The sequence below is a fragment of the Halopenitus malekzadehii genome (genome assembly GCF_900108505.1).
Taxonomy (GTDB): Archaea; Halobacteriota; Halobacteria; order Halobacteriales; family Haloferacaceae; genus Halopenitus; species Halopenitus malekzadehii.
In genome coordinates this window covers 24,781-50,969 of the sequence record NZ_FNWU01000010.1, presented here as the reverse complement: position 1 = coordinate 50,969, position 26,189 = coordinate 24,781, and the positions used below count along the sequence as shown (strand labels likewise).

The window sequence follows — 26,189 nt, the reverse complement described above, 5'->3', positions numbered from 1 at the left end:
CCGTGCCGATCGCCTGGGTCGCCGCCGATCGTCTACCGGTCGTCCTCACGGAGCTGCAGCTCCGCGACGAGGTCGTAGGGATCGGTTCCCTTCCGAACCCCATCGAGGATGCGGAACGCCTCGTCCGGCGAGAGGAAGTGCCGGGTGACCGCCCGGCCGAGTGGCGTCGGCTCGAGGCCGTCGATGAAGCCCCACTCCAGCAGCTTGCCGACGGCGTGTTTCGTGGGGACGTCGCCGATCATCCGGTCGTTGAGCCGCTTGGCCCGATCGCCGGCGACGGTGATGTTCGCGAGCGTCTCCTCGACGGCGGCGGTCTGGTCGTAGACCGTGTTCACGTCCTCCATCTCGCCTTTCAAGAGCGTGAACGCCACCTCGTCTTCGCTGCGATCCATCGAGTTGTGGTAGGTGCAGTCGGGTTCCACGAGCAGGTAGACGGTGCCCTGATCGTGGTAGTCGGGCCGGCCCGCCCGCCCGAGCATCTGGGAGAACTCCTGGACGGAGAGCCACTCGATGCCCATCGCCAGCGAGTCGAAGACGACCTGGGAGGCCGGGAAGTCGACCCCGGCCGCGAGCGCAGCGGTCGTGACGACCGCCGCCAGGTCCTGGTCGAGGAACCGCCGTTCGACCTGCTTGCGCCGACCGTGGTCGAGGCCGGCGTGATACGGGGCCGAGTCGTACTCGAGCTTCCGGCTGATCTCGTGACAGCGCCGTCGGGAGTTGGTGAAGACGATCGTCTGGCCGCGATAGCCCTTCGAGGATTTCGTGTCGAACGCCCGCTTGACGAGGGTGTCCGCGATCCGTGTCTTCTGTTGGCCGTCGGCAAACGTGACGTGGCGCTCGATCGGGATCGGGCGCTCCTCGAACTCGATGAGGGTCGCCCCGAGCTGTCCGGCGAGCCACTCGGGGTTCCCGACGGTCGCGGAGAGGTAGATCCACTGGGCGCCGTCGTATGACTCGCGGGCGGCGACGCGGCGCTCGCTGTAGTGTTTCAGCCGCGAGATGAGCCCGTCGAGGCGGTGGCCACGCTCTCCCTCCTTGAGGGTGTGAACCTCGTCGATCACGACCGTCCCGACGTCGCCGAGGTCCTTGCCGGTCCGCAGCGCGTGGTCGATCCCCTCGTAGGTCCCGACGATCACGTCCGCGTTCGGATCGAATCGATTGCCGTCGTCGTCGATCCGCGAGGATCCGACCCGGATCGAGACGTCGAGGACGTCGCCGTACCGATCCTGGAAATCCTCGTGTTTCTGGTTGGCCAGCGCGACAAGCGGGACGAGAAACAGCAGCGTCCCGTCGCCCTTCAGGGCGCGGTCGATCCCCGCCAGCTCGCCGACGAGCGTCTTGCCGGTCGCGGTGGCGCTCACGACGAGCTGGTCATCGCCCTCGAGCAGGCCGTTGCGCACGGAGAGGCTCTGGACCGGCAGCAGTTCCTCGAAGCGTGACTGCACCCGATCGGCCAGTGTCGGGTGGAGGTCGAGGTCGGCGGTCCGGACCGGGCTCACGTCGTCGACGGTCGCCGAGACCTCGTCGTATTTGGTGAGGTCGGGATCGAGTCCGCCAGACAGCAGGTTCGCGATCCGGTCGAGGTCCTGGACCTCAAGCAGCAGCTCCTCGAGGCGGTCCTCGGCGGCGCCGGTGAACCCGCCGCCGTTGGTCCCCCCGACGCCGCTGGCGAAGGAGAGCTCGCGGTCGAGCTCCCGCCTGGCGCAGTCCGGACAGATGTGCTCGTCGTTGTGGACGATCGCCGTGTCCGCGGTGATCGGTGAGTAGCGACCATCGCTTGCACACCGGCGACAAGTGCGGACGACCGCCGCCTCGAGCTGGTAGCCGTCGAGTGCCGCCTGGAGACGTTCGCGTCCCTCCGGAGAGGTCTGCTGGGAGATCCGGATCCGGGAGGCGGCCCGCGCCAGGTCGACGAACTCCTCCGGCCGTCGCGGCTCGGCGTCGTCGCCCCGAATCGCGTGGAACTTCCCGGGTCGAGGGCCCGCGTCGGTGTCCTTGAGCTCCAATCGCCCGTGGAGGACACGCGACCCGTCACGGATCGCGGCCACGACGTAGTGACTCCGCGCCTCGTGGAGGAACAGCGTGTCGACGTCGGCCAGCTGCTGTGACACTACCGGTGCGTAGGCGATCGGGGTACTTCAGCGGTTCGTCTCGGGGGATCCCCGGAGGCACAGTCGATCACGGGAGGGACACCTCGAGACGCCCACCGACGAGAAAGCCCTTTGGGCGCCGGCGCCCTCCCTCGGCGTATGTACGACTTCGCCGTGGTCGGCGTCGGCCCCGCAGGCGCGCGGTTCGCCCGTCGAGCCGCCGCGGCCGGCCACGACGTCATCGCCCTCGAAAAGGGGGATATCGGCACGCCGTTGGCCTGCTCGGGCCACGTCTCCACGGACATCTGGGAATACCTCCCCGACGACGCCGCGGACGATCTCCGCCAGAATCGGGTCCGCGGCGCGCGATTTCACGTCGGCGGCCCGGGATCCCGATCCTACCCGTTTTATAAACGCGAGGCAGTCTCGAACGTGATCGACCGGGTCGAACTCGACCGGACGCTGGCCGAGTGCGCTCGTGAGGCCGGCGCCGATGTCCGGGAAGGACACACGGTGACGGGGATCGAGGAGCGCGACGATCGAGTCGTCCTCGAAATCGCCGCGGACGACGAGCCGACCGCGGAGACGATCACGGCGCGGATGGTGGCCGGCTGCGACGGTCCCGTCTCCCGCGTGCGGCGGTCGCTGGATCTGCCGGAGCCGGCGGAGATGCTCCACGGCGTGCTCGCGTTCGACGATGCGCCCGACGACGGCGACTTCGTCGACGTCCACCTCACCGCGCCGAGCTTCTTCGCCTGGCGGATCCCCCGTGGGGAGGCGGGCGTCGAGTACGGGCTTGCCGCCCCGCCGGGCAAGGACGTCACCGAGCTGTTCGATGCCCTCACTGACGCCTACGGCGTCGAGACCGACCGCTTCTGTTCGGGGGCGATCCCGATCGGCCCTCCCGAGACGGTCACGAGCGACCGGGCGTTCCTGATCGGTGACGCGGCCGCACAGACGAAGCCGTTCACCGGCGGCGGGATCCTCTACGGCATAACCGCCGCCGACGTCGCGGCCGAGCGGATCGACCCCGCGGACCCGGCAACCCTGGCCGACTACGAATCGGGCTGGCGCACGGAACTCTCCAGGGAGATCCGACTGGGGAAGCTGATCCGGGCGTGTTACTCGCTTCCCGAGCCCGTCCAGCGCGTCGGGCTCCGCACCCTCTCGGGGGAGATCGGCGTCCATATGGACCGGCCGTCGTCGTTCTTTTCGCGTGAGCAGCTCCGACGGCTGCTTCCGTGAGGCAGTCGAGGACGGCCTCAGGAGCCGTTGGGTTCCGAGTCCGGATGTAGGTCCTCGACGATCGGAAGTCGAAGCGTGATGACCGCACCGCGAGGGTCGTTCGCGGCGTAGGAGACCTCGCCGTCGACGTCGGTGACCGCCCAGCGAACGAGCCACAGGCCGAGCCCGGAGCCGTGGTCGGTCGGCGTCTCCGCGGTTCCTTCGAGCGCGTTCCGTTCGGTTGCGGGGATCCCGGGCCCATTGTCCGCAATGCGGAGGACAGCCTCGTTCCCATCGACGCGAAGCGTGATCCCGATCTCAGGGTCACGATCGGCGTGTGTGATCGCGTTCGTCAGGACTTCCTCGATCGCGAGCTGGAGCCCGCCGTTCGACCGGACCATCGCGGGAGAAAGATCGCTGTGGAGCGTCACCGCCGGGTCGGTCTCAGCCACCGTCTCGAGCAGATCCACGAGGAGACTATCGAGCCGGACCCGCTCGAGGGGGGCGTCCTCACGCATCGCCGAGCGGAACCGGCGGGCCGCGTCGGACAGCTCCATCAGGCTCTCGGCGGCGTTCCGGATCGCTGCGGCGTGCTCGACGGCGTCGCCGTTGCCGCCCTCGATCTCGGCAGCGTGGCCGGTCACGACGTTGAGCCGGTTGCGAAGGTCGTGGCGCAGGACGCGGTCGAGCACCGCGAGCCGCTGTTCCCGCTCGTGTCGGTCGGTCACGTCCCGCTGGAACCCGAGGAAGTACTCGACCTCGCCGTCCGATCCCTCGATGGGCGTGATGTCGAGCTGGTTGTACCACTCGGTGCCGTCCGTGCGGCCGTTGCGGATCTCCACGGAGATCGGCTCGCCGGCTTCGATCGCCGCCCGAATTCGGGCAACTGTGTCGGGATCGGTGTGTTCAGTCTGGAGGAACCGCGGGTTCCGACCGAGCACCTCCTCCTGGGATCGACCGGTGATCCGCTCGAACTCGTCGTTGACGTAGATGAGCGGATTTCCGGATAGCGACGGGTTGGTGATGGAGATTCCGACCGTAGCGGTCTCCATCGCCCGGCGATAGAGTTTGAGCTGATCCTCGCGGGCCTGCCGCCTGGAGACGTCGTGGGCGACGATCTGGACGGTGCGGCCCGAGAATTGGCCGATCCCTGCCGGCCAGGTCGCGTCTTCGTCGTCGACGCGCGCCACCGCAAGCTCGGTCGGAATCGTGTAGTCGTTTCGTCGGAAGTCGACGTCAACGAACTCGATCGATCCCCCCGGCGACATCGCACCGATGAGGTCGAGGACGCGATCCCGGTCGGCGGACGCGACGAATCGCGCGAACGGCTCGCCACGAAGGCCGCCGTCCGCGCCGAGAAGCCGCTCGGCGGCGGCGTTGGCGTAGGTGATCCGTCCGTCGTGAACGAGAAAGACCGCCGCGGGCGTGTGTTCGACGAGCTGTCGGTATCGTTCCCGGCTCCCGGCGAGATCACGCGAGAGCCGGCGCGTGCGGAGCGCGCTTTCGAGCCGGCGTTTGAGGATCGGCGTCCGAAGGGGGATCGAGACGACGTCCGTGACGACGGCGGCAAGCGGTGCCGGCAGCGCGGCAAGCGTCTCGCCGGTGTCACCGGGCGTGAGCAGCAACACGGGAAGCAGCGACTGCGACCGGCTGTGACGTTCGAGGATCGGGTCCCGAACGTCCCCAAGCGTCCGGCGGTCCACGATACAGAGGTCGAACCGGACGGCGTCGATCGCCTCCGGGTCGACCCGAACCGGATCGTAGCCGTGCTCCTCGAGCCAATCCGCAAGCAGTTGCTCGTGGCCGCCTCGGCTGAGACAACACCCGATCCGGGGCCGACGGTCGCCGTCGGTCGGATCGAGGCCGGACCGCTCGGCCGCGAGCCCGAACAACGGCGGCGGATCGGCGCTCATCCCGGCGTCGCCCGACCGTCGTGGCGGTCGCTCGGGGAGCCCATCGAGCGCGGAGCCGTTTCTCGGGTCATCGTCGGTCATCTGACTGATATCAATCGTCCTCGACGAACTCGGGCGTTCCGGTCAGGATCCCGCGGAGTCCGGTCAGCGGTTCTCCGAGAACGATACCGTCGCCCGTGATCTCGAACTCTCGGAGCGTCCGCTCGAAATCGCTCGCGCGTTTTTTCAACACGCCAGCGGCCTTCCGGAGTTCGCCGGCAACCTCGATGTAGCGCAGAAACATAATGTTGTCAGCGAGATAGCTGATCCGGGAACTGGTCGGAGTGAACTCGCCGGTGACGGTCCCGACGTCGTCGACGAGGATCACGGTGACACCCATGTTCCGGAGGTACCGACACAGCGCGTGGAGCTCCCGAACGAGGTCGTCGTCCTCGCCGCGCAGCGAGAGCCGGTAGCCGGAGATCCCGTCCAGCATCACGACGCGGGCATCGCGGTCCTCGACCTCGGTGCGAACCTGCGCCGCGAACTCGTCCGGCGAGACCGACAGTGGCTCGATCTCCTCGACCGCCAGCGAACCCTCCTCGACCATCTCCTCGACCGGCACGCCGATGGAGCGCGAGCGGTGGGCAAAGGTCTCCCGTGATTCCTCGAACATATAGATGACCGACCGCTCGCCACGGGCAGCGGCTTCCTTCATAAAGTGGGACCCGGTCGTCGTCTTCCCGACGCCGCTGGGGCCGGAGATGACGGAGACGGTGCCGCGTTCGATCCCACCCGACAGCAGGGAGTCGAGCGAGTCGACCCCGGAAGAGACCGTCTCCGCCGTGAACGCTTGCGAGTGGATCTCGGGGGTGAGCCGTGGGAACACGCGCAGGCCATCTCCATCGATCCGGACCGTGTGAGCACCCGACTCGAAGTCGGATCCACGGAACTTCGTCACCTCGAGCGTCCGCCCGGTCTCGCCGTGACCGAGTCGGATGCTGCCGTCACAGAGATACTCGAGGTCGTCGACCGACCGGTCGGGCGTCGACTGGGTGGTAAAGAGGACGGTCGCACCGGAATCGGTGAGGTAGCGCATAAAGCCGTTCGCCTCGCGCCGGAAGGCGGTGTCGTCGGAGACCAGCTGGCGAAACTGCGTGAGCGGATCGACGAAGACTCGGTCGGGCTGGACGCGGTCGACGGCGTCGACGATCCGGTCGGCGACCCGGCCAGCCTCCGTCTCCTCAGGGCCGAACAGGCCGTAGGTCCGATCCTCAGTAAAGGAGTCGGCGTCCGCAGTGAGATCGAGAAAGGAGACGTCGCCGAGGTCGAACTCGAGCGACGCGAGGTTCTCGCGAACGTGTTCGGTCGACTCTTCGAAGTTCACGAACAGCGTCGACTCGCCCGCCGCGACGCCGGTCGTGAGGAAGTGCGCACCCAGTATCGTCTTCCCGGTTCCGGGATCGCCGCGGAGCATATATGACCGACCGGGGCGCAGACCGCCGTCGAGCACTCGGTCGAGCTCGTCGATCCCCGTGCCGACCCGATCGGAAGTAACCATTCGATCGGAACACGAGGGGAAGGATATTGAATGTTCCTCCCTTCGGATCGAGCACGACCCGGTCAGGGAAACCGAAATGGGTCCCAGTTCGGTCGGTGAACGGCGCAACGTTCACAGTTCGGTCGTGGGGCGGCGTGGGAACCCTCAGTCCGAATACCTCGGCAATCGCGCCGATCCCGCGCTTCCCTCGTGAACCGGGAGGTCGACACGACGCGCCGGGACGTCCGCCTCGTGGACGCGAACCGCGACCGTATCGCCCGACTCCACCGCGCCGTACTCGACGTATCCGAACGCGATCGGCACGTCCAGCGTCGGGCTCTCGACGGCGCGCGTGATCTCGCCGATCGCGGCGTCGCCGTCGACGATCGCGGCGCCGGCTTCCGGAAGAGATGCGGGCTCGCTCCCTTCATCGAGAGCGCTCCCCGACTCGAGCGCGAGCCCGACCAGTCGGCGGCTCGGCCGCCCCTGGTTCTCCACGCGTGAGACGACCTCCTGGCCGACGTAACACCCCTTCTCGAAGTCGAGCGCGTTGCGGATCCCCGCGACGTTGGGGATCCGTCCGTCGAGCTCGTACTCGAACAGCGGCGTCCCCGCCTCGAGGGTCAACGCGTCCCACGTCCGGTAGCCGAACGGCGCCGAGTTGAGCCCACGGACGAGCAGCGTGTCGAAGACCTCGGAGGCGTCGGCGGCCGCACAGACGACCTCGTAGCCCTCCTCGCCGAGCGGGGCGTCGGTCGCGATCACGGTGACGCCGGCGTCGACCATCGTCCCTCTGACGAACGAAAGCGCGGGCTCCGGCGATCCGGCGCCGTTGAGCACGGAGGCGATCTTCTCGGTCGCGGTCGGTCCGTGGACGCCGAAGACGCCGAACTCGGCGGACGCATCCCGGATCTCGACGTCCTGGATGAAGACGTTCTCCCGCCACTGCTCGACCAGCGGTTCGGCTCGGTTCGGCGGGGTAAACACGAGCAGGCGCTCGCCGGCGTTGTAGACGTACATGTCCGTCTCGATCCCGCCCTGGGGGTCGAGCAGGAGCGCGTAGACGCCCTCGCCGTTGGCCCGGGGAACCGTGTTCGAGACGGCGTCGTCGACGAACTCGACCCGGTCCTCGCCGGTCACGACGACGATCCCGTAGCCCATCTCGATCGTTCCGACCCCGTTCCGGACCGCCCGCCCGACGCTGTCCGGGCGGCCGTAGTGATCGACGACCTCCCGACCGCCGCGGTCGACGAAGGCGGCACCGTGGTCCGTGTGGGCGTCACTGACGAGCGTCATACCGATCCGAAGTTGGCGCGGGGTCAAAAGCCCCGTGACCCGAAGCGACGCGAGACGTCGTGGCCGGGGACGTCGTGGATGGGGACGTCGTCGTCCGCGGCCACGGGCGGGGGGACGGTCACAGGCCGAGCTTCGACCGGATCCGCTGGAGCACGCCGGGGTCGTCCAGTTCCGGCGTCGCGTCGGGGACGACGCGGTCGTGGGGATACACGCGCAGGCGCGTCTCGGCCTGCTCGACGGTGATCAGGCCGTCGTCCTTCAGCTCGCCGAGCGCCGCCTCGATCCGGTCGATGTCGGCGTCGACGGCGGCCCGAAGCTCGAATACCGTCATTCCCTCCTCTCGGCGGTCGACGAGGGCGTCGAGGATCTCGACCTCGACCTCGGGTCGGTCGCGATACGCCGGCTTCGCTGCCATATCGGGGGCAACGGTCGGATCGGGTTTACGTCTACCGGCGTCGATGATCTCCCGGGTCGACGTTGGCGACCGTCCGGAACCGGCGTCGGCGACCGTCCGGAACCGGCGTCGGCGACCGTCCGGAACCGACGTCGGCGATCAGCCACGCTCGCCCGTGGATCAGGGTTTATAACCGCAGGGCGGACGAGGGACGGGGTAATGCCCACCGACGCCCAGCAGGCCTGCTTCGAGGCCGGGATCAAGTTCGGGTCGCTGTACCACCAGTTCGCGGGCACGCCCGTGAGTCCGGCGAGCACGCGCAGCCTCGAGCGCGCGATGGCCGAGGCCATCGAGAACCAGCCGTTCTGTGAGGCGGTAACCGTCACGATCCACGACGACCGCGTCCGGGAGGCGATCGACCACGAGAACGGTTATACCGAACTGACGGGATCGCTGATGGATGTCACGATGCGGATCGACTACGAGGGCGTGACCGTCCGAACGCGTATGGAGATGGCGGACGGCTACCCGCTGATGACGCTCGTCGCCGTCGAGGAGTGACACCCGTCGCCATTGATGAGTGACGCCTGTCGCCATTGAGGAGTGGCGACCGCCGACGCCAGCGTGGTGACGCCTGTCGTCGAGGGATACTGCTCGGTCCGCGACGCCGCCTCAATACGCGTACTCGATCCGGACAGTCCCCGACTGATCCCGGAGGATCACGGTGTCTCCGTCGTTGTTCCAGACGGCCGAGTCGGCGTCCCAGTACAGCTCGGTCCCGGAGTCCGTCCCCGCGCCGGAGTAAACGGTCACCCGGTCCCCCGGTTCGAGGACGACACCCTCGGGAACCGTGTGCGTGTTCCCGGCCGCGTCGGCGAGGGTCCACCCGTCGAGTGAGACCGGCTCATCGCCGCGGTTCTCGAGGACGATGAACTCCCCGTTGCGGTTCTCGTGGTCGTTGCCGGGCGCGTCCGCGGTGACCGACGCGACCGCGATCCCATCGTCCGTCGTGGTGGTTCCGCCACCGGCCTCGTATCCCCAGACGCCGAGGCCGTCATCACGGGCGGCCGCCTCCGCGGATCGGTAGGCGGACCGCTCCGTGAACGGCGTGTCGTACAGCCGGGCGTATCCGCGGTCGATCAGCCGGCGGTTGAACGAGACCTCCGTCGTGTCGTTCTGCGAGACGTACACCAGCAGCCGGCCGTAACTCCCGCGAGCGTCCGCGTTCGGGTCGGTCTCGATGTACACCTCCTCGCCGTCGAGGCGGTCCTCCGCGTACGCGCTCGCCCGATCGGCCCAGCCGGACAGCCACGCCCGGCCGTCGGCGTCGTCGGGGATCGACTCCCACTCGTCGGGCGAAACCGACCCGGACCCAGTCTCAGGCGTGTCGACGCCGAGCAGCCGGATCGTATCGCGCGTTCCGTCCGGCAGTCGGACGTGCATCGTGTCGCCGTCGACCACCTCGGTGACCGTCACGGTCGTGCCGGCAGCGGCGTCGAACTCGGCGGTCGCGGTCGAGGCCGGTCGGTCGGCGCCACCGCCGTCACCTCCCGGCAGCGACGGAACAGCGGCGATCGCCGGACCGCCGACGATCGCGGCGACCGCGATCACGCCGACGAGGAGGACGACGCCGACGCCGGCCGCGACCTCAAGCTCCCCACGATCACGGCCCGGCGTCGCTCCCGGATCGGGATCGGAACCGGAGTCGGGAGTGGAAACGGCGTCGGGCCGGTTCGTGTGCATCACGAGTGATGACTCGGCGAGCGCCCTAATCGTTTCCCATCCGAGGCGTGAGTGGGAGTCTAGCTGAAGAGGCGGACGCGTTGCCGAGGAGGATGCGTTGTCGAGGAGGATGCGGACCGGCACGGACGCATCGCTGGGGACGGGATCGTCGAAAAACCGCGATCGAGCCGTCGCCGTCAGCGCGGCGACGCTATTGGATGTGTCCTTCCTCGCGCAGCTGGTCCGCCTCGCTCTTCTCGTAGCGCCAGGCGATGTCGGCCTTCTCGTCCTGCCAGTCCCACGGTTCCACGAGGACGATGTCCCCCTCGCGGATCCAGATGCGCTTTTGCATCCGGCCGGGGATACGGGCGGTTCGCTCCGTGCCGTCTGCACAGCGAACGGTGACGCGATTCGCTCCGAGCATGTTCGTGACCTCGGCGAACACCTCGTCCTCGTCGGGCATTCTGAGGTCACGTCGGCCCTCGCCGTCGTCGCTCATGGGCCCCGGTTCGATCCGTCGCGGTTTAAACCCGCCGGACGCTGGCTGGCCCGGAAGCGGCCGTGGGAGGGGCTGTGGAGACGGCCTACTGATCCTGGAGCTGCTCGCGGCCGGGCGCGATGAGCCGATCGAGGGCGTCCGCGAGGGCGGATTTCGCGTCGGCCGGGTGGAGCTCACCGGACTCGAGGTCGGCCTCGAGGGCGTCGTAGGCCTCGTACTCGAGGTCGCCGCCGTACTCGTCGGGGCGCTCGACGACGACGCTATCGAATCGGGGGAAGACGTGGTACTCGAAGATCTGGAGGACGGGGTTCTCCCGCTCGCGGCCCTCGTCGTCGGGGTCGGGATCGGCCGTGGGCGGACAGTACGCCTTGTTCACCTTCTCCTCGATCTCCGCCGTGGCGTCCTCCATCGAGATGGTGACGCCGGTGCTCGAGGACATCTTCCCGATCCCGGAGGCGAGATCGGCGATGAGCGGCGTGTGTAGGCTCGTCGGCGGCGTGCGGTCGATGCTCGGCAGGACGTCCCGCGCGAGCATGTGGACCTTCCGCTGTTCCATCCCGCCGACCGCCAGATCGACGCCGAGGTAGGGAATGTCGAGCGCCTGCATCAGGGGGTAGACGGCCTGGGAGACCTTTACGGAGTCGCCGGACTTGATCTCGGCCATCGCCCGCTCGGCGCGCGCGAGCGTAGTCTCGAGCTCCAGGGCGTGCAGGTCCAGGGTGTAGTCGTCCTCGAGCTGGAAGTCCGACCCGAGCACGAACTGCGTCTTGTCGGCGTCGAGACCATAGGCGATGAACTGGTCGCGCATCCGCTCGGCTGTCCGGCGGATCGCCTCGAAGGACCCCTTGTCGTTGAGGTAGGCGTGAACGTCCGCCAGGAGGACGGTGACCTCGAAGCCGGCCTCCTGGAGGTCGATCAGCTTGTTCGCGGTCAGCATATGCCCGATGTGGAGGACGCCCGAGGGCTCGTAGCCGACGTATGCCCGCTTCCCGTCGGGGTCGTCGGCCAGCGCCTCGATCTCCTCCTCCGTGACCACCTCGGCGGCGTTCCGGGTGATCAGCTCGTAGGCGTCCATACACGCTCGGTCGGGAACCGTTCGGATATGCCTTCTGAAAGCGACCCCGAACGATGGTCCGGATCCAGTGGATCCGATCGACGCCGTCGGAGCCGACTCGGCCGTGATCGGGCAAGACGTGGTCGGACAAGCCGTGATCAGGCGAGCTATGATCGGGCGAGCCGTGATCGGGTGTCCACCGATCCGGGACTCGCCGATGAACGGAAATACGTCCGTCCCGGATCGGGACGTATGACCGACCCGATCGTTGGCGGGCTCCACACGCAGGAGACGATCGCGGCGCGCGTCGACGACGGAACCGCGCCCGACTGGGTGGCCGACCACTGGCGGACGTTCCGTGAGGGGCTGCTCGGCGAGCGGAACGGGTCCCCGTTTCCGTGCTACTTCGGCGCGCGCTCGGTGGAGGCGGGTGCACCCCTCTATACCGCCGTCGACTCGATGACCGATCCGGCGGCGCTGGTGGATCTAGGCCGAACGCTGCAGGCGTATCTCGACGTCTATCCGGAGTACGACGACCACGCCTCGCTGGTGACGTTCTTCAAACCGCCGGACCGACCGCTGTCGGAGGCCGCCTATCACGAGCACCTCTGGAACGTCCTCCAGTTTCTCCACGTCCACGACCCCGACCCGTGGCCAGACGGGATCCCGACCGACCCTGACGACCCCTACTGGGAGTTCTGTTTCGCCGGCGAGCCGATCTTTCCGACGTGTCGGGCACCGTTTTATGCGGACCGCAAGAGCCGGTACTGTCCGATCGGCCTCGAGATCACCTTCCAGCCGCGAGCCCTCTTCGAGGAGCTGGACGTCACTGCCGACACCGAGAAGGGCGATCGTGCCCGCGAAATCATCCAGGACCGGCTCGCCGACTACGACGGCGTCTGTCCGCACGCCGACCTCGGCGACTGGGGCCATAAGGGCGACCGAGAGTGGTCCCAGTATATGCTCTCGTCCGACGAGGACCAGGCTCCGTCGGAGCCGCCGATCGCGATCAGCCGCGAGCATCCCAAGTCGACGCGGCTGGTCGAGACGGAGCCGGTGACTCCGTCGATCCCGCAGGAGGCGCAGCGATGACCGACGAACGGGGATCGACGGGAGCGGCGAACGGAGATCGCGGAACCGGGCCACGGGACCACGAATCCGGGGCACGGAACCACGAATCCGGGGCACGGAACCACGAAACCGGGCCACGGAACGGCGACGCCCCCGTCCTCGTGCTCGTCGACTTCCAGCGCGGGTTCGACGAACCCGGCTGGGGCACCCGCAACAATCCCGACGCCGAGGCGAACGCGCGAACGCTGCTTGCGGCCTGGCGTGAGTCGGATCTCCCGGTCGTACACGTGCGCCACGACTCGACTGAGCCGGACTCGCCGCTTCGCGGGGACCAGCCCGGGTTCGCGTTCAAGGAGGGATTCGAGCCCGCCGACGGTGAACGCGAACACCTCGTCACGAAGCGGGTCAACGGCGCGTTCGTCGGGACCGACCTCGAGGAGTGGCTCCGCGAGCACGGCTCCGATAGGCTGGTGATCTGCGGGCTCACCACCGACCACTGCGTCTCGACGACGACGCGGATGGCCGAGAACCGCGGCTTCACGGTGACCGTCGTTCGGGACGCGACCGCGAGCTTCGACCGCGACCTCGACGGCGAGTCGTTCGGCGCCGACCTCGTCCACCGGACCGCGCTAGCGCACCTCGAAGGCGAGTTCGCCCGGATCGAGACGGCGGCGTCGGTTCGAGAACGGGCGATCGACCACGGCTCGGAGTCGGCCTGATCCCGGACGGGACCGTTCCCGGTGGGACTGATCCCGAATCGGCATCGATCGGTTTTTACTATTAAGAGTGTTTAAGGAATACACTTATATACTACTTGAGTGTCTTTTTCTCACGTGAGAAAGGAGACAAAAGGACTCCTACGAGTCATAAAATGACAGAATCGTTTGATTGGTGAGTGGCGAAGGGACCGATGGAGGAGAGGTGATCGACCACGGGACGAACGAAAGCGATGGAGGACCGACGACCGCCCGAGACGTACCGGCCGCCGACCCACGACGCCTGATGGCCAGACACACAGCGAGGTCCTGAGACACGTCCGCACTGTGGATCTGCACCGGGATCGCCCGCCGACCGGCCCCGCTCCAACCGATCCGCCGTCTCAGCCGACGGCGGTGCCACGCGCAAAATCGCCGCTGGCTCCACGACGACACGGGGGCTCGGCGGGGCGATCCCACTCAGACACGTTTCCGCTCGTTCATATCGCCCGTTCGGCCTGACGACCTGACGACCTGACGACCTGACGACCTGACGACCTGACGACCCGACGACCGACGTCGCCGCTGACCTGACGACCCGACGACCGGCGCCGCCACCCTCACGACCGCTCGGCCCGGTGCTCGGAGATGATCTGATCGACGAGCTCGCTCTGTTGCTGGCGTTCCCGCTCGCGTGCCCGTCGCTCCCAGTCGTCGATGGCGGCCTCGACGTCGCTCTCGCGGGCGACCGCGAGGTCGTCGACCTCCTGCAGGGCGACGTCGTCGGCCGGCGCGACCGGGACCGACTCCTCGAAGAGGACGGCGTCGGCCGCCTCGGAAAGCGTCCCCTCCTTCAGAACGAGGCGGGGTTCCGTCTCCGCCAGCAACGCGGCAGTCTGCCGGCCCGCACCCGAGGCATCCCGGAGATAGACCACGTCGCCGGCGGCGAGGCCGTACTCGCGGTCGGCCGTCTCGATCGCGGCGCGGGTGAACTGCTCGACCGCCTTGACGGCCACGAGGTCGCGCCCCGCCGCGACGTCGGCGAAGTCGGAGTGGTCGAGCTTCCAGAGCGCCTTGAGCCGCTCGAGCTTCTCGGCGAGGCGGTCGGCGCGCTCGCGGGCCTCGTCGCGCTCGCGCTCGAGCCGGTCCGTCTCGCGCTCGAGCCGGGAGACCGCGCGCCGCTCACGGGCCTCGATCCGCTCCTGGCGTTTGGCCTCGGAGAGTTCGGTCTCGAGGTCCTCGATCCGGTCGTCGCGGTCGTCGAGTTTGTCGGTCAGGTCGTCGACGTGCCCCTCGAGTCGCTCGACGCGGTCGCGGAGCCGGCGTATCTCGCGTTCCTCCTCGGTGCGTTCGGGTTCGGCGTCGCTGTCGCCGCCACCTCCGTCTCCCTCGTCTGCAGACCCCTCACCGCCCCCGTCGCCCGCGTCGTCGCGGAGATCGTCGATGACCGTCTCGACCGACTCCTCGCCTGACACGACGCGGGCGATCACGGCCTCCCGGTCGAGCCGTGGTGGGGTCTTCTCGGCGATCCGGTCGAACTGGTCGGCGTGGTCGTCGAGCGCGTACAGGGCCGCCGCCAGCGCGTCCCGCTCGTGGTCGTTGTCGGTCGCGAACTCGCGGGTCCGGTGGAGCTTCTCGTCGACCGGGAGGTCGCTGTCGGGGATCCACCCGGCCGCGTCGAACGAGCGCCGGATCGACTCAACGGTATCGGGCATCGGCTCGACGTCGGCCGCGACGATCGTCGGGCGACCGCGCTCGATCACCCACTCGATGACCTCGGCGGTGTCGGCGGTTCTGGTGGAGTACACGTCGTGGACCGTTTCGTCGAGGCCGACCACGGCCGCCGCGGTCGTCGTGCCGGGATCGATCCCGACGATCACGTGGTCGCGCCGCTGCACGAGCGGTTCATAGGCGATCCCGTCCCGCCGTTCGCGTTCGACCTCGACGCGGACGTCGCCCGCCCGGGAGTTCGAGACGGGGATGTCCTCGGGGCGGGCCGAAACCGTGAAAACGGCGTTGGCGTAGCCGCCGTACTTCTCGGTCACCTCGCGGTCGTACTCGAGGTTCGCCGACCGGAGCTCCGATTCGACCTGTCGGCTCCGCTTTTTCACGTTGCCGTGGATCCGGCGGGTGTACCGGTCCTGGCTCCACCCGCCCTTGCCGGTCGATCGACCCCGAGCGACCTTCACGGTGGTCTCGTCCGTGAACGCCGTCACCTCGTGGCCGACGTTGGCCGCCGCGAGCCGGGCGGCCGCCTCCGCCTCCGCCATCGGGTCGGAGTCGTAGGGGATGCCGTGGCGGGAGGCCACCCGCGAGAGGGGTTCGGGTCGTTCGGCGCCGGTCACCTGGACGAGCCGAGTTCCGTCCGGTAACGACCGGAGGAGCTGGACGAGCTCGCCCGTGTCGGCCGCCAGCTCGTAGGCGTTGTCGGTGGCGATCCGGGCCGGCTCACGCTCGTCGATCAGTCGGAGGAGCTTCCGGAGGGAGACGACGTCGCGGTCGACCCGGGCGATCGGTCCGTCGACGTCGGGACGCTCTGCCTCCGGCACCGCGTCCTCCTCGGCTGCGGACAGCGGGGTGAGGGTGACGAGCGCGTACGCGGGAGCGTCCCCGCGGACGTCGCCGCTTTGGACGTCGACTCCGAACACCGGACGGTCGAGGGCGCGAACGGTCCGGGCAGTCACGTCCGGCGGTAGGCGATCGACGGATAAATACTCCACGGCGAGGGGGATCGACGCTGACCGGGAGTCGGAGGACCGGTTCCAGTACGCCGTGTTCGATGATTAATGGATCCGCGACGAATGGCTGTTTGCCGGATCGGCAACGAATGGCTGTCTGCTGGGTCGTGATCGACGATCTCGACGATCGGTGGCTCAGTCGTCCTCGGCGTCCGGATACGGAACGTCGATCGTCCGGCCATCACCCGGAACGAAACACTCGCGGGCAAAGGCCTCGCGGGCCTCCCGTTCGATCGCCGAGGCGTCGCCGGCGTACCGCGAGGAGACGTGTATCAGCGCGAGCCGCGCCACGCCGGCGCGGTCGGCGATCCCGGCGGCTTCACGACCGGTCGAGTGGGCAGTTTTGCGCGCGCGATCCGCCATATCGTCGGCAAAGGTGGCGTCGTGGATCAGCAGGTCCGCGTCCGCGGCGACCTCGACGGTGCGCTCCTGCGGGCGGGTGTCGGCGGTGTAGACGATGCGGCGGCCCGGACGAGGCGGACCGACGACCTGCTCGGGACGGACCACGGTGCCGTCCGCGAGTTCGACGGGCTCGCCCTCGTGGAGCCGGCCGAACTTGGGCCCAACGGGGACACCCAGCTCCTCGGCCTTCGGTCGATCGAACCGCCCCGGCCGGTCGTCCTCCTCGAGGACGTACCCCTGTGATCGCGTGCCGTGTGACGTCTCGAAGGCGTGGACTGCGTACTCGTCGGCGTCGAGCGCGACGGTTCCGGGTGCGACCTCGGAGAACCGCACCTGAAAGGCGGGGTCGTGACCCGCGGCGTGAACGAGGTCGTGGAGGTGTCGGGTCGTGTTCGGCGGGCAGTGGATCGTCAGGGGCTCGGTGCGATCGTTGAAGTCCATCGTCTGGATCAGGCCGGGAAGTCCGAGGACGTGGTCACCGTGGAGGTGTGAGATGAAGATATGGTCGACGGTGAACCCGGTACCGAACCGCATCATCTGGCGTTGGGTCCCCTCGCCGCAGTCGAAGAGCAACCGATCGCCATCGCGGTTGCAGAACACGGCGCTTGGGGCTCGTTCGGTGGTCGGGACGGCGCCGCCGGTCCCGAGGAAGGTCACGCGCAAGGACATACCGTCAGGTGCGAGCGGCGCTTATAAACCGGTGTCGAAAGGGGGGCTGGCGGACGCCGCCGACCGGTCGACCGGATCACTGCCACCGATCGGCCGACTGGGCCACTGCCATCGACCGAGACGCAGCCGATCGACCTCACCGATCGACCGATTCTTGACTGCGGGTCCCCGAGGACCCAGTAATGGACGGACCGCTGTGGACGAGCCGGCACGCGCCCGACCTTGCGGAGATCCAGCAGGCCGAGGCCAGGGAGCGGTTCGATCGCGCGCTCAGCGAGCCGATGAACCTCGTGGTGCAGGGGCCGCCGGGCGTCGGCAAGACGGCCGCGACCCGGGCGCTCGCCCGTGCGGCGCACGCCGATCCCGACAACGACCTGATCGAGATCAACGTCGCCGACTTCTTCGGGCGGACGAAAAAGGAGATCCGCACCGACCCGCGTTTCGAGTCGTTCCTCACGGGGCGCAGCGGGATGGCGAAGCGCGACATGATAAACCGGGTGCTCACGGAGTCGGCCGCCTACGCGCCGATGAGCGGCGACTACAAGACGATCGTCCTCGATAACGCCGAGGCGATCCGTGAGGACTTCCAGCAGGCGCTGCGGCGCGTGATGGAACGGCACCACCGGACGACGCAGTTCGTGATCACGACCCGCCAACCGACGAAGCTCATCCCGCCGATCCGGTCGCGGTGCTTCCCGATCCGGCTGCGTGCGCCGACGATCGACGAGACGATCGACGTGCTCGCGACGATCTGCGACCGCGAGGACGTCGACTACGACGACGACGGCCTCGAGTTCGTCGCCAGCGCCGCGGGTGGTGACCTCCGGCGAGCGATCCTCTCCGCGCAGGCGACCGCGGTCGAGGGTGGGGAAGTGACAATGTCGACCGCCTACGAGACGCTCGGAGAGATCGGCCACGACGAGGCGATCCGCGAGGCGCTCGCGGCCGCCGTGGACGGGGACCTCGCCGACGCCCGGAGCACGCTCGGCGACCTGCTCGACGACGAGGGGTACGACGGTCCGGGCCTCCTCCGCGAGATCCTCCGGGTAGCCCGCGCCGGATCGACGTACGGCGGTGCGGAGCTCGCACGCCTCCACACGCTTGCCGGCGACGTCGACCTGCAGCTCGCCGAGGGGCTCGACGACCAGCTCCACCTCACGCACCTGCTCGCCGCGTGGGCGGCCGGCCGGGAGACCATCGCGGTCGATCTCCGGGACTCCGAGGCGACGAGCGTGGCAGCCTGAGGGATCGGGACGCGCGGCGGCCTGAGGGGTCGACGTTCGTGGCCCGACGGTTCGGGGCGGTGTAGCGGCCTGAAAGCGTATCAGAAGTGCTACAGAGGGAGCATCACTCGAATGGGTTATCCGGAGTGGTGAGACGAGTGAGTTCGGGAATCCCGTCAAATCCGTCGTCGAAGCTGTACAGATGGTCGATCCCCTCACGCTCCATCGTTGCGACGATGACGGCATCAGTCAACGAGAGCGATTCGTACCGTCGAAACACCGATCGACCGGCGTTAAAATCCGCTTTTGAGGTCTGCAGAAGTGAGAATCCGCTGCTCTCGATGAGCGCATCAAGAGTCTCGATAGCCACGTCGTGTCCCGCTCTCGCCTGGAGATAATTGATGACTTCCTCGAGAACGTCGCTCAGGACGTATGCCGTCGGGAGGGTCGATCTATCGCGTCCGCGATCTCGGTCCCTCGCTCGTGGTTCTGGTCGCGTGAGAGACGGGCAGCGATGAGGACGTTCGCATCAACGACGACCGTCGACATCACGAGTCCCCAGCGATGAGATCGTGGTCCTCCGCGGCGTCGGTTGATTCGCCGATGTCAACCGGATCCAGCCGTGAAAACGCGCCGTAGCGCTGTTTGACGAGTTCGACCGAGATCGTCCCGTCCTCGTCCACGTGCCAGCGGAGTTTGTCACCCGCTTCGACGCCGGCGGCTTGACGTACCGCCGCCGGAACCGTGATCGAGTAGCTCTCGTTGACCGTCGTTTCGTTCTCGATCTCGTGGGACATATCCGGGTGTACGCGGCACTTACGAAAGTGACTTCCTCCCCACCCTACTCGCTCGCTTTCGCTCGCTCGTTGAGGGTGGGGCTTCCTGTTTCCACGACGCGCTTTGCAGGGACCGAAGTGGTCCCCGTAGGGAGCGCAGTCTCCGCAGGCGTTGATTCGGGACAGCCCGTCCCTACTTGCTTGAGACCGCGAACGAGGATGTTGTAGGCCGCGTTCCAATCCCTGTCCGCCGTGAACCCACACGCCGGGCAGGAGTGTTCGCGGACCCACAACGGCTTGTCTGTCTCGACACCGCAGGCCGCGCACTCCTTGGTCGTCCCTGCCGGCTCGACCGCGACGAAGTGCGTGCCGTCGCGTTTGCACTTGTATTCGAGCATCCGCAGGAATGTTCCCCACGCTGCTCCGGCCCGGTTGCGGGAGTTGCCGGGGAGTTCGATCAACCCCTTCGCGTCGAGATTTTCGACGGCCACGAGGTCGTACTCCCGGGCGTAGTACGCCGAGAGTTTGTGGAGGAAATCGCGGCGTTTCCGTTTCAGGTCGGCGTGGCGTCGGGCGACGGTACGCTGTTGGTCGCGGTAGTTGTTCGACCCGTGCTCCTTCCGTGAGAGGTTGCGTTGGGCGCGTTTCAACCGCTCGCGTTCGTCGCCGAGGTCCGGCGACTCGACGGCGGTTCCGTCGGTGTCGTGGGCGTACTTCAGGACACCTACGTCGATGCCCACTACGTCGGTGAGTTCGTCGGGTTTCTCGGGCGGGTCGTCGGGCGTTTCGACGCCGAGGATGGCGTACCAGTCCCCGGTGGGTTCCTGCTTGACAGTGACGGTCTTCACGTCGGCGTCGTCGGGCAGGTCGCGGTGGAGGGTGAGCGGTATCTCGCCGAGTTTCGAGAGCCACAGTCGCGTCCGACCACTCGTGTTCTTGAGTTCGAAGCCGGATTGACTGTAGGTGAAACTGCGGTACTCGTCCGGTCCCTTCCAGTTGAGGGTGCCGACGCGGTAGCCGTTGTCTTTGCGACCGCGAAGGGTCGAGAGGTTGTCGTACAACCGCTGAACGACTTTCTGAAGGACTTTCGAGTGAACGTCTTTCAGGTCGGTCCACCAGTCCTTGAGGTCCGGCAGGCGCTTCTGTTCCGAGTAGGCCGAGGTGTCGTCTCCCCGGTTCAGTCGGTGGAGAAAGTGATTGTAGACCTGCCGGCAGGTATCGACGGTCCACGCTAACCGCTCTTTGAGGGCGTCGGTCGGATTGAGCCGATACCTGTAATTGTAGTTCATGGCCTACTCGTCGTCTGAGCCACGGTCGGACACACGAACGACCTTCACGTCCTCGCCGAGCCACCGTTTCGGGACGTAGACGTGAGCGCCGTTGCCGGTGGCTTTCACGTCGCGGTCCACGACTTCGTGACCGTCGAGTTCGAACTGGCCCATACACTACGTATAGACTGAGTAGGTACATAAGCGTTACGGAACGTGGGGCTGCGGACCGGCTGTATCGCACGCAAGAGAGACGATGACGGCGCTGTATCCCCACCCTACTGCGCTCCTTGTCCGCTTCGCGGACTGCAGTGCTCCTTGAGGGTGGGGCCTTAGCGCCTGTATTCAGGTAAAAAAAAAAACGTGCCGGGATTCACTGCGGTCCGGTATGAGCCATCTCGCCTTCGTCCGCGGACCGTCGTCGTGGACGTTGACGTGGAGCTGTTCCTTGGAACGTTGTTTCCACGACCAACGGCGAAAACTGGAAGTTCTGTGGCGGCCACGAGAGGGGACGGACGTACAACGTGTACACTGGATCGATGACCTGGTGACCCTCGGTTGGCACAAGGACGATGACCATCCGGATCTCGGGACGACACACTTTCAGCGAGAGACAGGTGAGGAAACGATCCACGACCCCGGACACATCGAGGTCGAAGCGCCACTGGGATTCCTCGAGATCTGTCTCGATCGACTCCCCGAAGAGCTCCACGAGACGACCGAGTGCTGACGACGGCGTGAGCCGCCTCGGATCTCGACCCGGAGAGGTCCCGTGGAACTACTCGTCACCCGCAGCGACCCCCGGTCTTTTGACCGATGCGGCGCGTAAGTCGATCCACAGTGTCCCACGACCGATCGACCACGCCACAAGCCGGTTCGGATGCCCCTCCGTCGGAATCTCGGTCGGACGCCCAGCCGCCGCTGGCCCGTCTCCTGCCGTTCCCGGTCGTCGACGACGCCTGGCGGCTCGCCCGGCCGCCGGCGCTACTCGGCGCGGCGGTGCTCGTCTTCGTCCCGCCCGCGGGCCTCGCCCTCCTCGCGCTCGCGATCGGGGTCCTGTGGTTCCATCGCGATCCGCCGCGATCGCCGCCGGACCTCGACGGGTCGGGAGGGTCGAACGGGACGATGGAACCGGATGACGCGAGGGAGTCGGACAGGACGACGGAGCCGGACAGGACGACGGAACTGGACGACTCGGGAGAACCGGATGAACCGACGGAACCAACAACGATCGCCGCCGTCTCACCTGCTGACGGGACGGTATCGGTGGTCCGTGAGGAGGGCGACCGCCTGCGCGTCGGGGTCTTCATGAACGTCACCGACGTCCACGTGAACCGCGCACCCCTGTCGGGAACGGTGGCGGCGGTTCGCCATCGGCCCGGCGCTTATAAACCCGCCTTCAGCAAGGACTCCGACCGGAACGAGCAGCTCGTGATCGACTGCGACGATCACGAGGTGTTCCTCATCGCGGGCTGGTTCGCCCGCCGGATCCACCCTCACGTCGCGGCCGGCGACGAGATCGAACGGGGCCAGCGTATCGGCCACGTCTCGTTCGGCTCACGCGCCGACGTGCTGTTCCCGCCGTCGGTGAGCCGGTCGGACCTGTGCGTCCGGGAGGGCGAGACGGTTCGGGCCGGCGAGACCGTGCTGGCGCGGATATGAATACGTCCCGCGGGACGTCCTAGACGTACCCGTCGATCATCCCCTCGACGTACTTCGCGATCACGTCGACCTCCAGGTGGACCGGGTCGCCGGGCTCCTTCTCCGAGAGCGTCGTGAGTTCGTAGGTGGTCGGAATGATCGCCACGTCGAAGGCGTCCTCACGGCGGTCCGCGACCGTGAGTGAGATCCCGTCGAGGGCGACCGAGCCCTTTTGAACCACGTATCGTGCATGGTCGACGGGGAGCGCGAACGTGAACCGCCAGTCCTCGCCGACGGGCTCGATGGCCTCGACGGTCGCGACCGTGTCGACGTGGCCCTGGACGAGGTGGCCGTCGAAGCGCCCGTCGGCCAGCATCGCGCGCTCGACGTTGACGACGTCGCCGACGCCGAGGTCGCCGAGGTACGTCTTCGCGACCGTCTCACTCGCGAGGAACACCTCGAAGACGCCGACGTCGTCGCCGGCGCCGGCGTCCGTGGAGCGATCGGGGCCCGTCGCCGTCCCGTCGTCCGCGACGCGCACGTCGTCCCCGTACGCCTCGACCGTCAGACAGACGCCGCTGACGCTTATCGACTGGCCGTGATACAGCTCCGAGAGGCCGGGGGCAGCGATCGCGATCCGACGCCCGTCCGCGGTCTCCTTGACGCCGACGACCTCGCCGGCGGTCTCGACGATCCCGGTGAACATAGGATCGCTTCGAGCGGGGGCGTGAAGTCGGTGTCGTCCCGCTGTAATTACATATAATGAATATTTATAAGCTCGGAGCGACGACCGGGTCATATGAGCGAGTACACGACGATATCGCTGCGCAAGGAGTTCGTGGCGGACGTCGAGGAGTACATCGAGGACGAGCCGTTCGGCTCGGTCAAGGAGTTCGTGAAACACGTCGTCGTCCGGGAGATGGAGTCGACCGACGAGATCTCCGAGTCGGAGGCCCGCGAGATCGGACAGAAACTCCGCGATCTCGGGTATATGGAGTGACGACCGTGTCGTCGTCACCGTTCGGGCTCGAGAAGGACGCCGTCGAGGACGTCGTGGTCGCGATCGCGAGCGCGTTTCACGTCGACGACGCCACGAGCCCCTCGCGGGAGGACCTGCGGCTCGCGCTCATCCCGGCGTTATTCATCGGTATCTACGGCGTCGGCCGGCTGGCGATGGGTCCCACGGCGATCCCAGCTGCGGGCGCATCCCTCGTCTGTGGCCTCCTGATCGCGGACGGCCTCTTCTGGCACTCGCCGCGGCGCTTATAAACCGGCGGCGGATACCGATCGGCGATGCGACTCGGCCTCCTCGACACGATCGGCCTCGCGACCACGCTGATCTTCGCGATCCCGGTGGCCAACTACGGCGTGGTGCGTGTTCTCGACGGGGAGACGACGCTCGGCGTCGCGATGGTCGTGATCGCGGTCGCGATGGTCGTCCTCCCGCAGTACTTTCTGGATCCCGAGCGGATCCTCCGCGGACTCCTGGCGGGGCTGCTCCCGAGCCGGCTCCGAGCGGCCGGAAGCGACGACGCCGAGGAGCCGGCCGCGGGAAGCGCCGATCGGGCCGACGTCGACGGATCGTCCGAGGAGTGAGGGGATCGACGGCCGTCTGACGGGGATCACCACTCCGCGATCGCCGTCTCGACCCGAGACCGGACCGACGCGGCACGGTCGGTCAGATCGGCGATCATCGCCAACACGGGATAGGTCGCCTCGCAGTCGACGTAGAGGTATCGTGGAACGTCCCGGGTTTCGCCCGGAACGCGAAGATCGCGGCGCTGGCGACGGATGGCCGCTTGTCGTTTCTGCGCGACCGTCTCACACCGGTCACGCAACGTCCCCGCCCGGGCGTGGTATGCCTCGAGGGCGCCGAAACCGCTGTCGTCGACGTCGACACCCCCCAGGTCATCGACGTCGCGGGCCAGCGCCGGGAGCCGGGTTCCGAGTTCGTCGAGAGAGGTCGCCTCCGCATCGAGCGTGTCGAGCAGATCCGCGCGGCGGTCGCGACGAACGCCGGCGACGCGCCCGAGTTCCCGCTTGATCGCGGGATCGAAGGCGGTCCCGGTAGTGAGCGTGACGGACAGTTCGCGCCCGAACTCCGCCGCAAGGCTTTCGGGATAGGTATCGTCGTAGTCGACGGCGTAGTGTGGGACGCTCATCACCGTCTCCTCGTAGGCGTCGCGCACCGCACACAGTCCGGGCGTGGCAACTGACACGTGGGCATCGCCGACGAGAGGCGTCGACACCGAGGTCCGAGTCGTCTCCCGCGGACCGATCTCGGAGAGCCGCTTTCGAAAGGCGGCGAACGCCTGCCGTTCGTCGACGACACGACGGCGCTCGGTCCGAACCGTCTGCCGGAGGTCCGCGAGCCGATCGCCGATCCGCTCGTCGTTCGGTCGCGTCGCCGATCCGGTTGCCATACGTTGACGCCTCGCGGATCGGGGTTAAACGCTTATAAGATATCTATTGCGTTCCGTGGAGTGGTAGCCGTCGATCCGAGCGGTAGGGATGGCTATATAGCACACGGAGCGGGGCCACAGGCGTGAACGGAAACGGTGCCGCGAGCAGAGCACGCAGGAACGGAGCGCGTCGACGGATTCTCACCGCTCGATCCCGGAGAGCGCCTCCCGAACGCGACCCCAGGGAACGGGCGGGTCGAACCGCGCCAGCGCCCGCTCGGTCGCGGCGAGCCGAGCGCCGATCCGGTCGTCCCAGCCGGGTGCAGCCAGCTCCGAAAGCGTCACAGCAAGCGCGGCGCGGCGACGCTCGGCGGCGTCGATCCGCCCCGGGATCGGTGCGGGAACAGACACGTCCTCGCGGTCAGTCATCTCCTGTATGTCCGCCGTCTCCGATCGGAGGTCGGCCACCAGCAGGTCGAGCACGCGCGTCCGAACGAACGCGTCCGCCCACGCATCCTCGTCAGTCCGGTCGACCTCGAGCGTCCGGTCGCCGTCCTCGTCGATCCACTCGCCACCGTCGTCCATCCACTCATCATTCCCGTCCATCCACTCACCACCGTCGTCCATCCACTCGTCATTCCCACCATCCATCGTTGGCGGGGTCCGAGCCGCCGTCGAGGACTCCTCCAGCCCTTCGACCACGGTCGACAGCTCCTGGAGCGACTTCTCGAGCGCCTCGACGTCGGCCGCGAGCGCCTCGGTGCGCTCGGCGGGTGACCCGAGCCAGGACGCGAACGCGTCGACGTCGGTCGCGAGGTCGTCCGCGACCCGGACGACGCGCTGTGCGTCAGCGGCCGCCTCGCGCAGGTCGACCGCCGATCGGTGGATCTCCACGGGCGTACCGAGCCGGTCGCGGGCGGTCCCGACCGTCTCGCCGAGCTCGGCAGTGCGGCGCTGCAGGGCAGCAAGGCGATGCTCGAGCGTCCGAAACCGACCCCGAACCGTCCCGAGATCCGACATCGGTTCGGCCGCCGCCCTCACGTCGTCGACCGCCCGGGTCGCGAGGTCGACACGCGTCTCCGCAGTGGCGAGGATCTGGGAGACGTCCGAGACGGTGGCGTCGACCGCGTCGTGGGTGAGAACGCCGTCGTCGGAGACGGGGTCGAGGTCCCGTCGGACCGCCGCGGGATCGCGATCGGTTCCCGCGGCGACCGCCGTGGCGACCGATTCGACGGTCGGGTCGTGATCGAGGAGCGACTCCGCAGTCGACGTGTCGGTAGCAGTCGGATCGGCGGCGGTCGATGCCGTGTCGGCGGCAGCCGCATCGGCGTCGGTCGGAGCGGAACTGTCTGTCTCGGTCACGGGCAAGGGTTCCGCGCGACGTCGTGTATATCTTCCGTCAGAACCGATCGGTTCGGACCGTTTCACACGGGATCACTACTGATCCCTATATAGGACTCGTAACCATCAATAGCCGTCCATTCCCCGGAATATCGGACCGTACGGTTCGGTGGGGTCCCGGACCACTACGCGCGAGTCCGGACCGATACGAATGGAGATATATCAGAAATATAAACCCGTTTACAAGGACCC

At 67.6% G+C, this 26,189-nt stretch carries 28 protein-coding genes; 10 read left to right on the top strand and 18 right to left on the bottom strand.

All coding sequences use genetic code 11. The annotated features are described in order from the left end of the window. Nucleotides 1-32 precede the first annotated feature (32 nt). Nucleotides 33-2,111, bottom strand: coding sequence for a DEAD/DEAH box helicase (locus BLW38_RS12315; RefSeq protein WP_092817517.1), 2,079 nt, complete (start codon nucleotides 2,109-2,111; stop codon nucleotides 33-35). Nucleotides 2,112-2,249: 138 nt separating this feature from the next. Between BLW38_RS12315 and BLW38_RS12310 the strand changes: the two genes are divergently transcribed. Beyond that, nucleotides 2,250-3,335, top strand: a complete 1,086-nt coding sequence (locus tag BLW38_RS12310) for a geranylgeranyl reductase family protein (protein WP_092817516.1) — start codon at nucleotides 2,250-2,252, stop codon at nucleotides 3,333-3,335. Nucleotides 3,336-3,352: 17 nt separating this feature from the next. Here BLW38_RS12310 and BLW38_RS12305 read toward each other — a convergent pair whose 3' ends face one another. The 4 genes from BLW38_RS12305 to BLW38_RS12290 form a co-directional block, all read right to left on the bottom strand. After that, complete coding sequence (locus BLW38_RS12305; protein WP_092817515.1) at nucleotides 3,353-5,308, bottom strand: PAS domain S-box protein; 1,956 nt, start codon at nucleotides 5,306-5,308, stop codon at nucleotides 3,353-3,355. Nucleotides 5,309-5,318: 10 nt separating this feature from the next. Continuing rightward, nucleotides 5,319-6,767, bottom strand: coding sequence for an ATPase domain-containing protein (locus BLW38_RS12300; protein ID WP_092817514.1), 1,449 nt, complete (start codon nucleotides 6,765-6,767; stop codon nucleotides 5,319-5,321). A 144-nt stretch (nucleotides 6,768-6,911) separates the two neighbouring features. After that, on the bottom strand, nucleotides 6,912-8,042 hold the full coding sequence (gene ygfZ / locus BLW38_RS12295) for a CAF17-like 4Fe-4S cluster assembly/insertion protein YgfZ (protein ID WP_092817513.1): 1,131 nt from the start codon (nucleotides 8,040-8,042) through the stop codon (nucleotides 6,912-6,914). Nucleotides 8,043-8,160: 118 nt separating this feature from the next. Continuing rightward, entirely contained in the window at nucleotides 8,161-8,457 is a 297-nt protein-coding gene (locus BLW38_RS12290) for a DUF6432 family protein (protein WP_092817512.1), read from the bottom strand. A gap of 198 nt (nucleotides 8,458-8,655) precedes the next feature. Here BLW38_RS12290 and BLW38_RS12285 point away from each other — a divergent pair, with 198 nt between their 5' ends. Further along, nucleotides 8,656-8,997 (top strand): dihydroneopterin aldolase family protein, encoded by a 342-nt coding sequence (locus tag BLW38_RS12285; protein WP_092817511.1) that lies wholly within the window; start codon nucleotides 8,656-8,658, stop codon nucleotides 8,995-8,997. Nucleotides 8,998-9,108: 111 nt separating this feature from the next. Here BLW38_RS12285 and BLW38_RS12280 read toward each other — a convergent pair whose 3' ends face one another. The 3 genes from BLW38_RS12280 to BLW38_RS12270 all read right to left on the bottom strand — a co-directional run bounded on the left by BLW38_RS12280 (nucleotide 9,109) and on the right by BLW38_RS12270 (nucleotide 11,732). After that, nucleotides 9,109-10,179, bottom strand: coding sequence for a lamin tail domain-containing protein (locus tag BLW38_RS12280; protein ID WP_245710205.1), 1,071 nt, complete (start codon nucleotides 10,177-10,179; stop codon nucleotides 9,109-9,111). A 190-nt stretch (nucleotides 10,180-10,369) separates the two neighbouring features. Further along, nucleotides 10,370-10,657 carry a translation initiation factor eIF-1A gene (gene eif1A, locus BLW38_RS12275; RefSeq protein WP_092817510.1) on the bottom strand — a complete coding sequence of 96 codons (288 nt, stop codon included), beginning with the start codon at nucleotides 10,655-10,657 and terminating at the stop codon, nucleotides 10,370-10,372. Nucleotides 10,658-10,742: 85 nt separating this feature from the next. Further along, on the bottom strand, nucleotides 10,743-11,732 hold the full coding sequence (locus BLW38_RS12270; RefSeq protein WP_092817509.1) for a tyrosine--tRNA ligase: 990 nt from the start codon (nucleotides 11,730-11,732) through the stop codon (nucleotides 10,743-10,745). Between the two features lie 231 nt (nucleotides 11,733-11,963). Here BLW38_RS12270 and BLW38_RS12265 point away from each other — a divergent pair, with 231 nt between their 5' ends. Beyond that, the gene (locus tag BLW38_RS12265) at nucleotides 11,964-12,803 is read left to right on the top strand and encodes a YqcI/YcgG family protein (protein ID WP_092817508.1); all 840 of its coding nucleotides are present in this window, start codon (nucleotides 11,964-11,966) and stop codon (nucleotides 12,801-12,803) included. Then, a complete protein-coding gene (locus BLW38_RS12260; protein WP_092817507.1) occupies nucleotides 12,800-13,501 on the top strand; it encodes a cysteine hydrolase family protein in 702 nt (233 codons plus the stop codon). Before BLW38_RS12265 ends, BLW38_RS12260 begins: the two co-directional genes overlap by 4 nt. A 596-nt stretch (nucleotides 13,502-14,097) precedes the next feature. On the opposite strand, the gene BLW38_RS12255 is transcribed toward BLW38_RS12260, so the two are convergent. Beyond that, on the bottom strand, nucleotides 14,098-16,161 hold the full coding sequence (locus tag BLW38_RS12255; protein ID WP_092817506.1) for a DUF460 domain-containing protein: 2,064 nt from the start codon (nucleotides 16,159-16,161) through the stop codon (nucleotides 14,098-14,100). A 189-nt stretch (nucleotides 16,162-16,350) separates the two neighbouring features. Continuing rightward, entirely contained in the window at nucleotides 16,351-17,286 is a 936-nt protein-coding gene (rnz, locus tag BLW38_RS12250) for a ribonuclease Z (protein WP_092817505.1), read from the bottom strand. Nucleotides 17,287-17,468: 182 nt separating this feature from the next. On the opposite strand from rnz, the gene BLW38_RS12245 reads away from it, so the two are divergent. Further along, a complete protein-coding gene (locus BLW38_RS12245) occupies nucleotides 17,469-18,530 on the top strand; it encodes an AAA family ATPase (RefSeq protein ID WP_092817504.1) in 1,062 nt (353 codons plus the stop codon). A gap of 103 nt (nucleotides 18,531-18,633) precedes the next feature. Here the strand turns inward: BLW38_RS12245 and BLW38_RS12240 are convergent, their stop codons facing one another. From BLW38_RS12240 to BLW38_RS15935, 5 genes are read right to left on the bottom strand one after another with little or no spacing between them, the layout of a single operon-like run. Beyond that, nucleotides 18,634-18,912, bottom strand: a complete 279-nt coding sequence (locus tag BLW38_RS12240; protein ID WP_245710209.1) for a type II toxin-antitoxin system VapC family toxin — start codon at nucleotides 18,910-18,912, stop codon at nucleotides 18,634-18,636. A 20-nt stretch (nucleotides 18,913-18,932) separates the two neighbouring features. Beyond that, nucleotides 18,933-19,058 carry a hypothetical protein gene (locus BLW38_RS16695; protein WP_281241172.1) on the bottom strand — a complete coding sequence of 42 codons (126 nt, stop codon included), beginning with the start codon at nucleotides 19,056-19,058 and terminating at the stop codon, nucleotides 18,933-18,935. After that, complete coding sequence (locus BLW38_RS12235) at nucleotides 19,058-19,306, bottom strand: AbrB/MazE/SpoVT family DNA-binding domain-containing protein (protein WP_092817503.1); 249 nt, start codon at nucleotides 19,304-19,306, stop codon at nucleotides 19,058-19,060. The genes BLW38_RS16695 and BLW38_RS12235 overlap by 1 nt, the downstream gene beginning before the upstream one ends. Before the next feature lie 44 nt (nucleotides 19,307-19,350). After that, nucleotides 19,351-20,574, bottom strand: coding sequence for an RNA-guided endonuclease InsQ/TnpB family protein (locus tag BLW38_RS12230; RefSeq protein ID WP_092817502.1), 1,224 nt, complete (start codon nucleotides 20,572-20,574; stop codon nucleotides 19,351-19,353). Nucleotides 20,575-20,577: 3 nt separating this feature from the next. Continuing rightward, nucleotides 20,578-20,727, bottom strand: coding sequence for a DUF2080 family transposase-associated protein (locus tag BLW38_RS15935; RefSeq protein WP_143040876.1), 150 nt, complete (start codon nucleotides 20,725-20,727; stop codon nucleotides 20,578-20,580). A gap of 373 nt (nucleotides 20,728-21,100) precedes the next feature. Here BLW38_RS15935 and BLW38_RS12225 point away from each other — a divergent pair, with 373 nt between their 5' ends. Then, entirely contained in the window at nucleotides 21,101-21,283 is a 183-nt protein-coding gene (locus tag BLW38_RS12225) for a hypothetical protein (RefSeq protein WP_245710203.1), read from the top strand. Nucleotides 21,284-21,474: 191 nt separating this feature from the next. Continuing rightward, nucleotides 21,475-22,215: a protein sorting system archaetidylserine decarboxylase gene (locus BLW38_RS12215; RefSeq protein ID WP_245710207.1), complete on the top strand. Its 741-nt coding sequence runs from the start codon at nucleotides 21,475-21,477 to the stop codon at nucleotides 22,213-22,215. A 19-nt stretch (nucleotides 22,216-22,234) separates the two neighbouring features. Here the strand turns inward: BLW38_RS12215 and BLW38_RS12210 are convergent, their stop codons facing one another. Continuing rightward, nucleotides 22,235-22,900 (bottom strand): riboflavin synthase, encoded by a 666-nt coding sequence (locus tag BLW38_RS12210; protein WP_092817501.1) that lies wholly within the window; start codon nucleotides 22,898-22,900, stop codon nucleotides 22,235-22,237. Nucleotides 22,901-22,993: 93 nt separating this feature from the next. On the opposite strand from BLW38_RS12210, the gene BLW38_RS12205 reads away from it, so the two are divergent. The 3 genes from BLW38_RS12205 to BLW38_RS12195 are packed head-to-tail and all read left to right on the top strand — an operon-like array spanning nucleotide 22,994 to nucleotide 23,790. Next, entirely contained in the window at nucleotides 22,994-23,194 is a 201-nt protein-coding gene (locus BLW38_RS12205; protein WP_092817500.1) for a hypothetical protein, read from the top strand. Nucleotides 23,195-23,199: 5 nt separating this feature from the next. Then, entirely contained in the window at nucleotides 23,200-23,463 is a 264-nt protein-coding gene (locus BLW38_RS12200) for a hypothetical protein (RefSeq protein WP_143040875.1), read from the top strand. Between the two features lie 24 nt (nucleotides 23,464-23,487). Beyond that, the gene (locus BLW38_RS12195) at nucleotides 23,488-23,790 is read left to right on the top strand and encodes a DUF7533 family protein (protein WP_092817498.1); all 303 of its coding nucleotides are present in this window, start codon (nucleotides 23,488-23,490) and stop codon (nucleotides 23,788-23,790) included. 26 nt (nucleotides 23,791-23,816) lie between these two features. On the opposite strand, the gene BLW38_RS12190 is transcribed toward BLW38_RS12195, so the two are convergent. Together BLW38_RS12190 and BLW38_RS12185 are read right to left on the bottom strand one after the other, a co-directional pair. Beyond that, on the bottom strand, nucleotides 23,817-24,617 hold the full coding sequence (locus tag BLW38_RS12190; RefSeq protein WP_092817497.1) for a DUF7260 family protein: 801 nt from the start codon (nucleotides 24,615-24,617) through the stop codon (nucleotides 23,817-23,819). Nucleotides 24,618-24,797: 180 nt separating this feature from the next. Next, complete coding sequence (locus BLW38_RS12185; protein WP_092817496.1) at nucleotides 24,798-25,958, bottom strand: hypothetical protein; 1,161 nt, start codon at nucleotides 25,956-25,958, stop codon at nucleotides 24,798-24,800. Nucleotides 25,959-26,189: the final 231 nt, after the last annotated feature.

Bases quoted from the DNA above. Each gene is read 5' to 3' on its own strand.
- BLW38_RS12310 (WP_092817516.1), top strand. From the start codon at position 2,250: ATGTACGACTTCGCCGTGGTCGGCGTCGGCCCCGCAGGCGCGCGGTTC.
- BLW38_RS12305 (WP_092817515.1), bottom strand. From the start codon at position 5,308: ATGACCGACGATGACCCGAGAAACGGCTCCGCGCTCGATGGGCTCCCC.
- BLW38_RS12300 (WP_092817514.1), bottom strand. From the start codon at position 6,767: ATGGTTACTTCCGATCGGGTCGGCACGGGGATCGACGAGCTCGACCGA.
- ygfZ (WP_092817513.1), bottom strand. From the start codon at position 8,042: ATGACGCTCGTCAGTGACGCCCACACGGACCACGGTGCCGCCTTCGTC.
- BLW38_RS12290 (WP_092817512.1), bottom strand. From the start codon at position 8,457: ATGGCAGCGAAGCCGGCGTATCGCGACCGACCCGAGGTCGAGGTCGAG.
- BLW38_RS12285 (WP_092817511.1), top strand. From the start codon at position 8,656: ATGCCCACCGACGCCCAGCAGGCCTGCTTCGAGGCCGGGATCAAGTTC.
- BLW38_RS12280 (WP_245710205.1), bottom strand. From the start codon at position 10,179: ATGCACACGAACCGGCCCGACGCCGTTTCCACTCCCGACTCCGGTTCC.
- eif1A (WP_092817510.1), bottom strand. From the start codon at position 10,657: ATGAGCGACGACGGCGAGGGCCGACGTGACCTCAGAATGCCCGACGAG.
- BLW38_RS12270 (WP_092817509.1), bottom strand. From the start codon at position 11,732: ATGGACGCCTACGAGCTGATCACCCGGAACGCCGCCGAGGTGGTCACG.
- BLW38_RS12265 (WP_092817508.1), top strand. From the start codon at position 11,964: ATGACCGACCCGATCGTTGGCGGGCTCCACACGCAGGAGACGATCGCG.
- BLW38_RS12260 (WP_092817507.1), top strand. From the start codon at position 12,800: ATGACCGACGAACGGGGATCGACGGGAGCGGCGAACGGAGATCGCGGA.
- rnz (WP_092817505.1), bottom strand. From the start codon at position 17,286: ATGTCCTTGCGCGTGACCTTCCTCGGGACCGGCGGCGCCGTCCCGACC.
- BLW38_RS12245 (WP_092817504.1), top strand. From the start codon at position 17,469: ATGGACGGACCGCTGTGGACGAGCCGGCACGCGCCCGACCTTGCGGAG.
- BLW38_RS16695 (WP_281241172.1), bottom strand. From the start codon at position 19,058: ATGTCGACGGTCGTCGTTGATGCGAACGTCCTCATCGCTGCCCGTCTC.
- BLW38_RS12235 (WP_092817503.1), bottom strand. From the start codon at position 19,306: ATGTCCCACGAGATCGAGAACGAAACGACGGTCAACGAGAGCTACTCG.
- BLW38_RS12230 (WP_092817502.1), bottom strand. From the start codon at position 20,574: ATGAACTACAATTACAGGTATCGGCTCAATCCGACCGACGCCCTCAAA.
- BLW38_RS15935 (WP_143040876.1), bottom strand. From the start codon at position 20,727: ATGGGCCAGTTCGAACTCGACGGTCACGAAGTCGTGGACCGCGACGTG.
- BLW38_RS12210 (WP_092817501.1), bottom strand. From the start codon at position 22,900: ATGTTCACCGGGATCGTCGAGACCGCCGGCGAGGTCGTCGGCGTCAAG.
- BLW38_RS12205 (WP_092817500.1), top strand. From the start codon at position 22,994: ATGAGCGAGTACACGACGATATCGCTGCGCAAGGAGTTCGTGGCGGAC.
- BLW38_RS12195 (WP_092817498.1), top strand. From the start codon at position 23,488: ATGCGACTCGGCCTCCTCGACACGATCGGCCTCGCGACCACGCTGATC.
- BLW38_RS12190 (WP_092817497.1), bottom strand. From the start codon at position 24,617: ATGGCAACCGGATCGGCGACGCGACCGAACGACGAGCGGATCGGCGAT.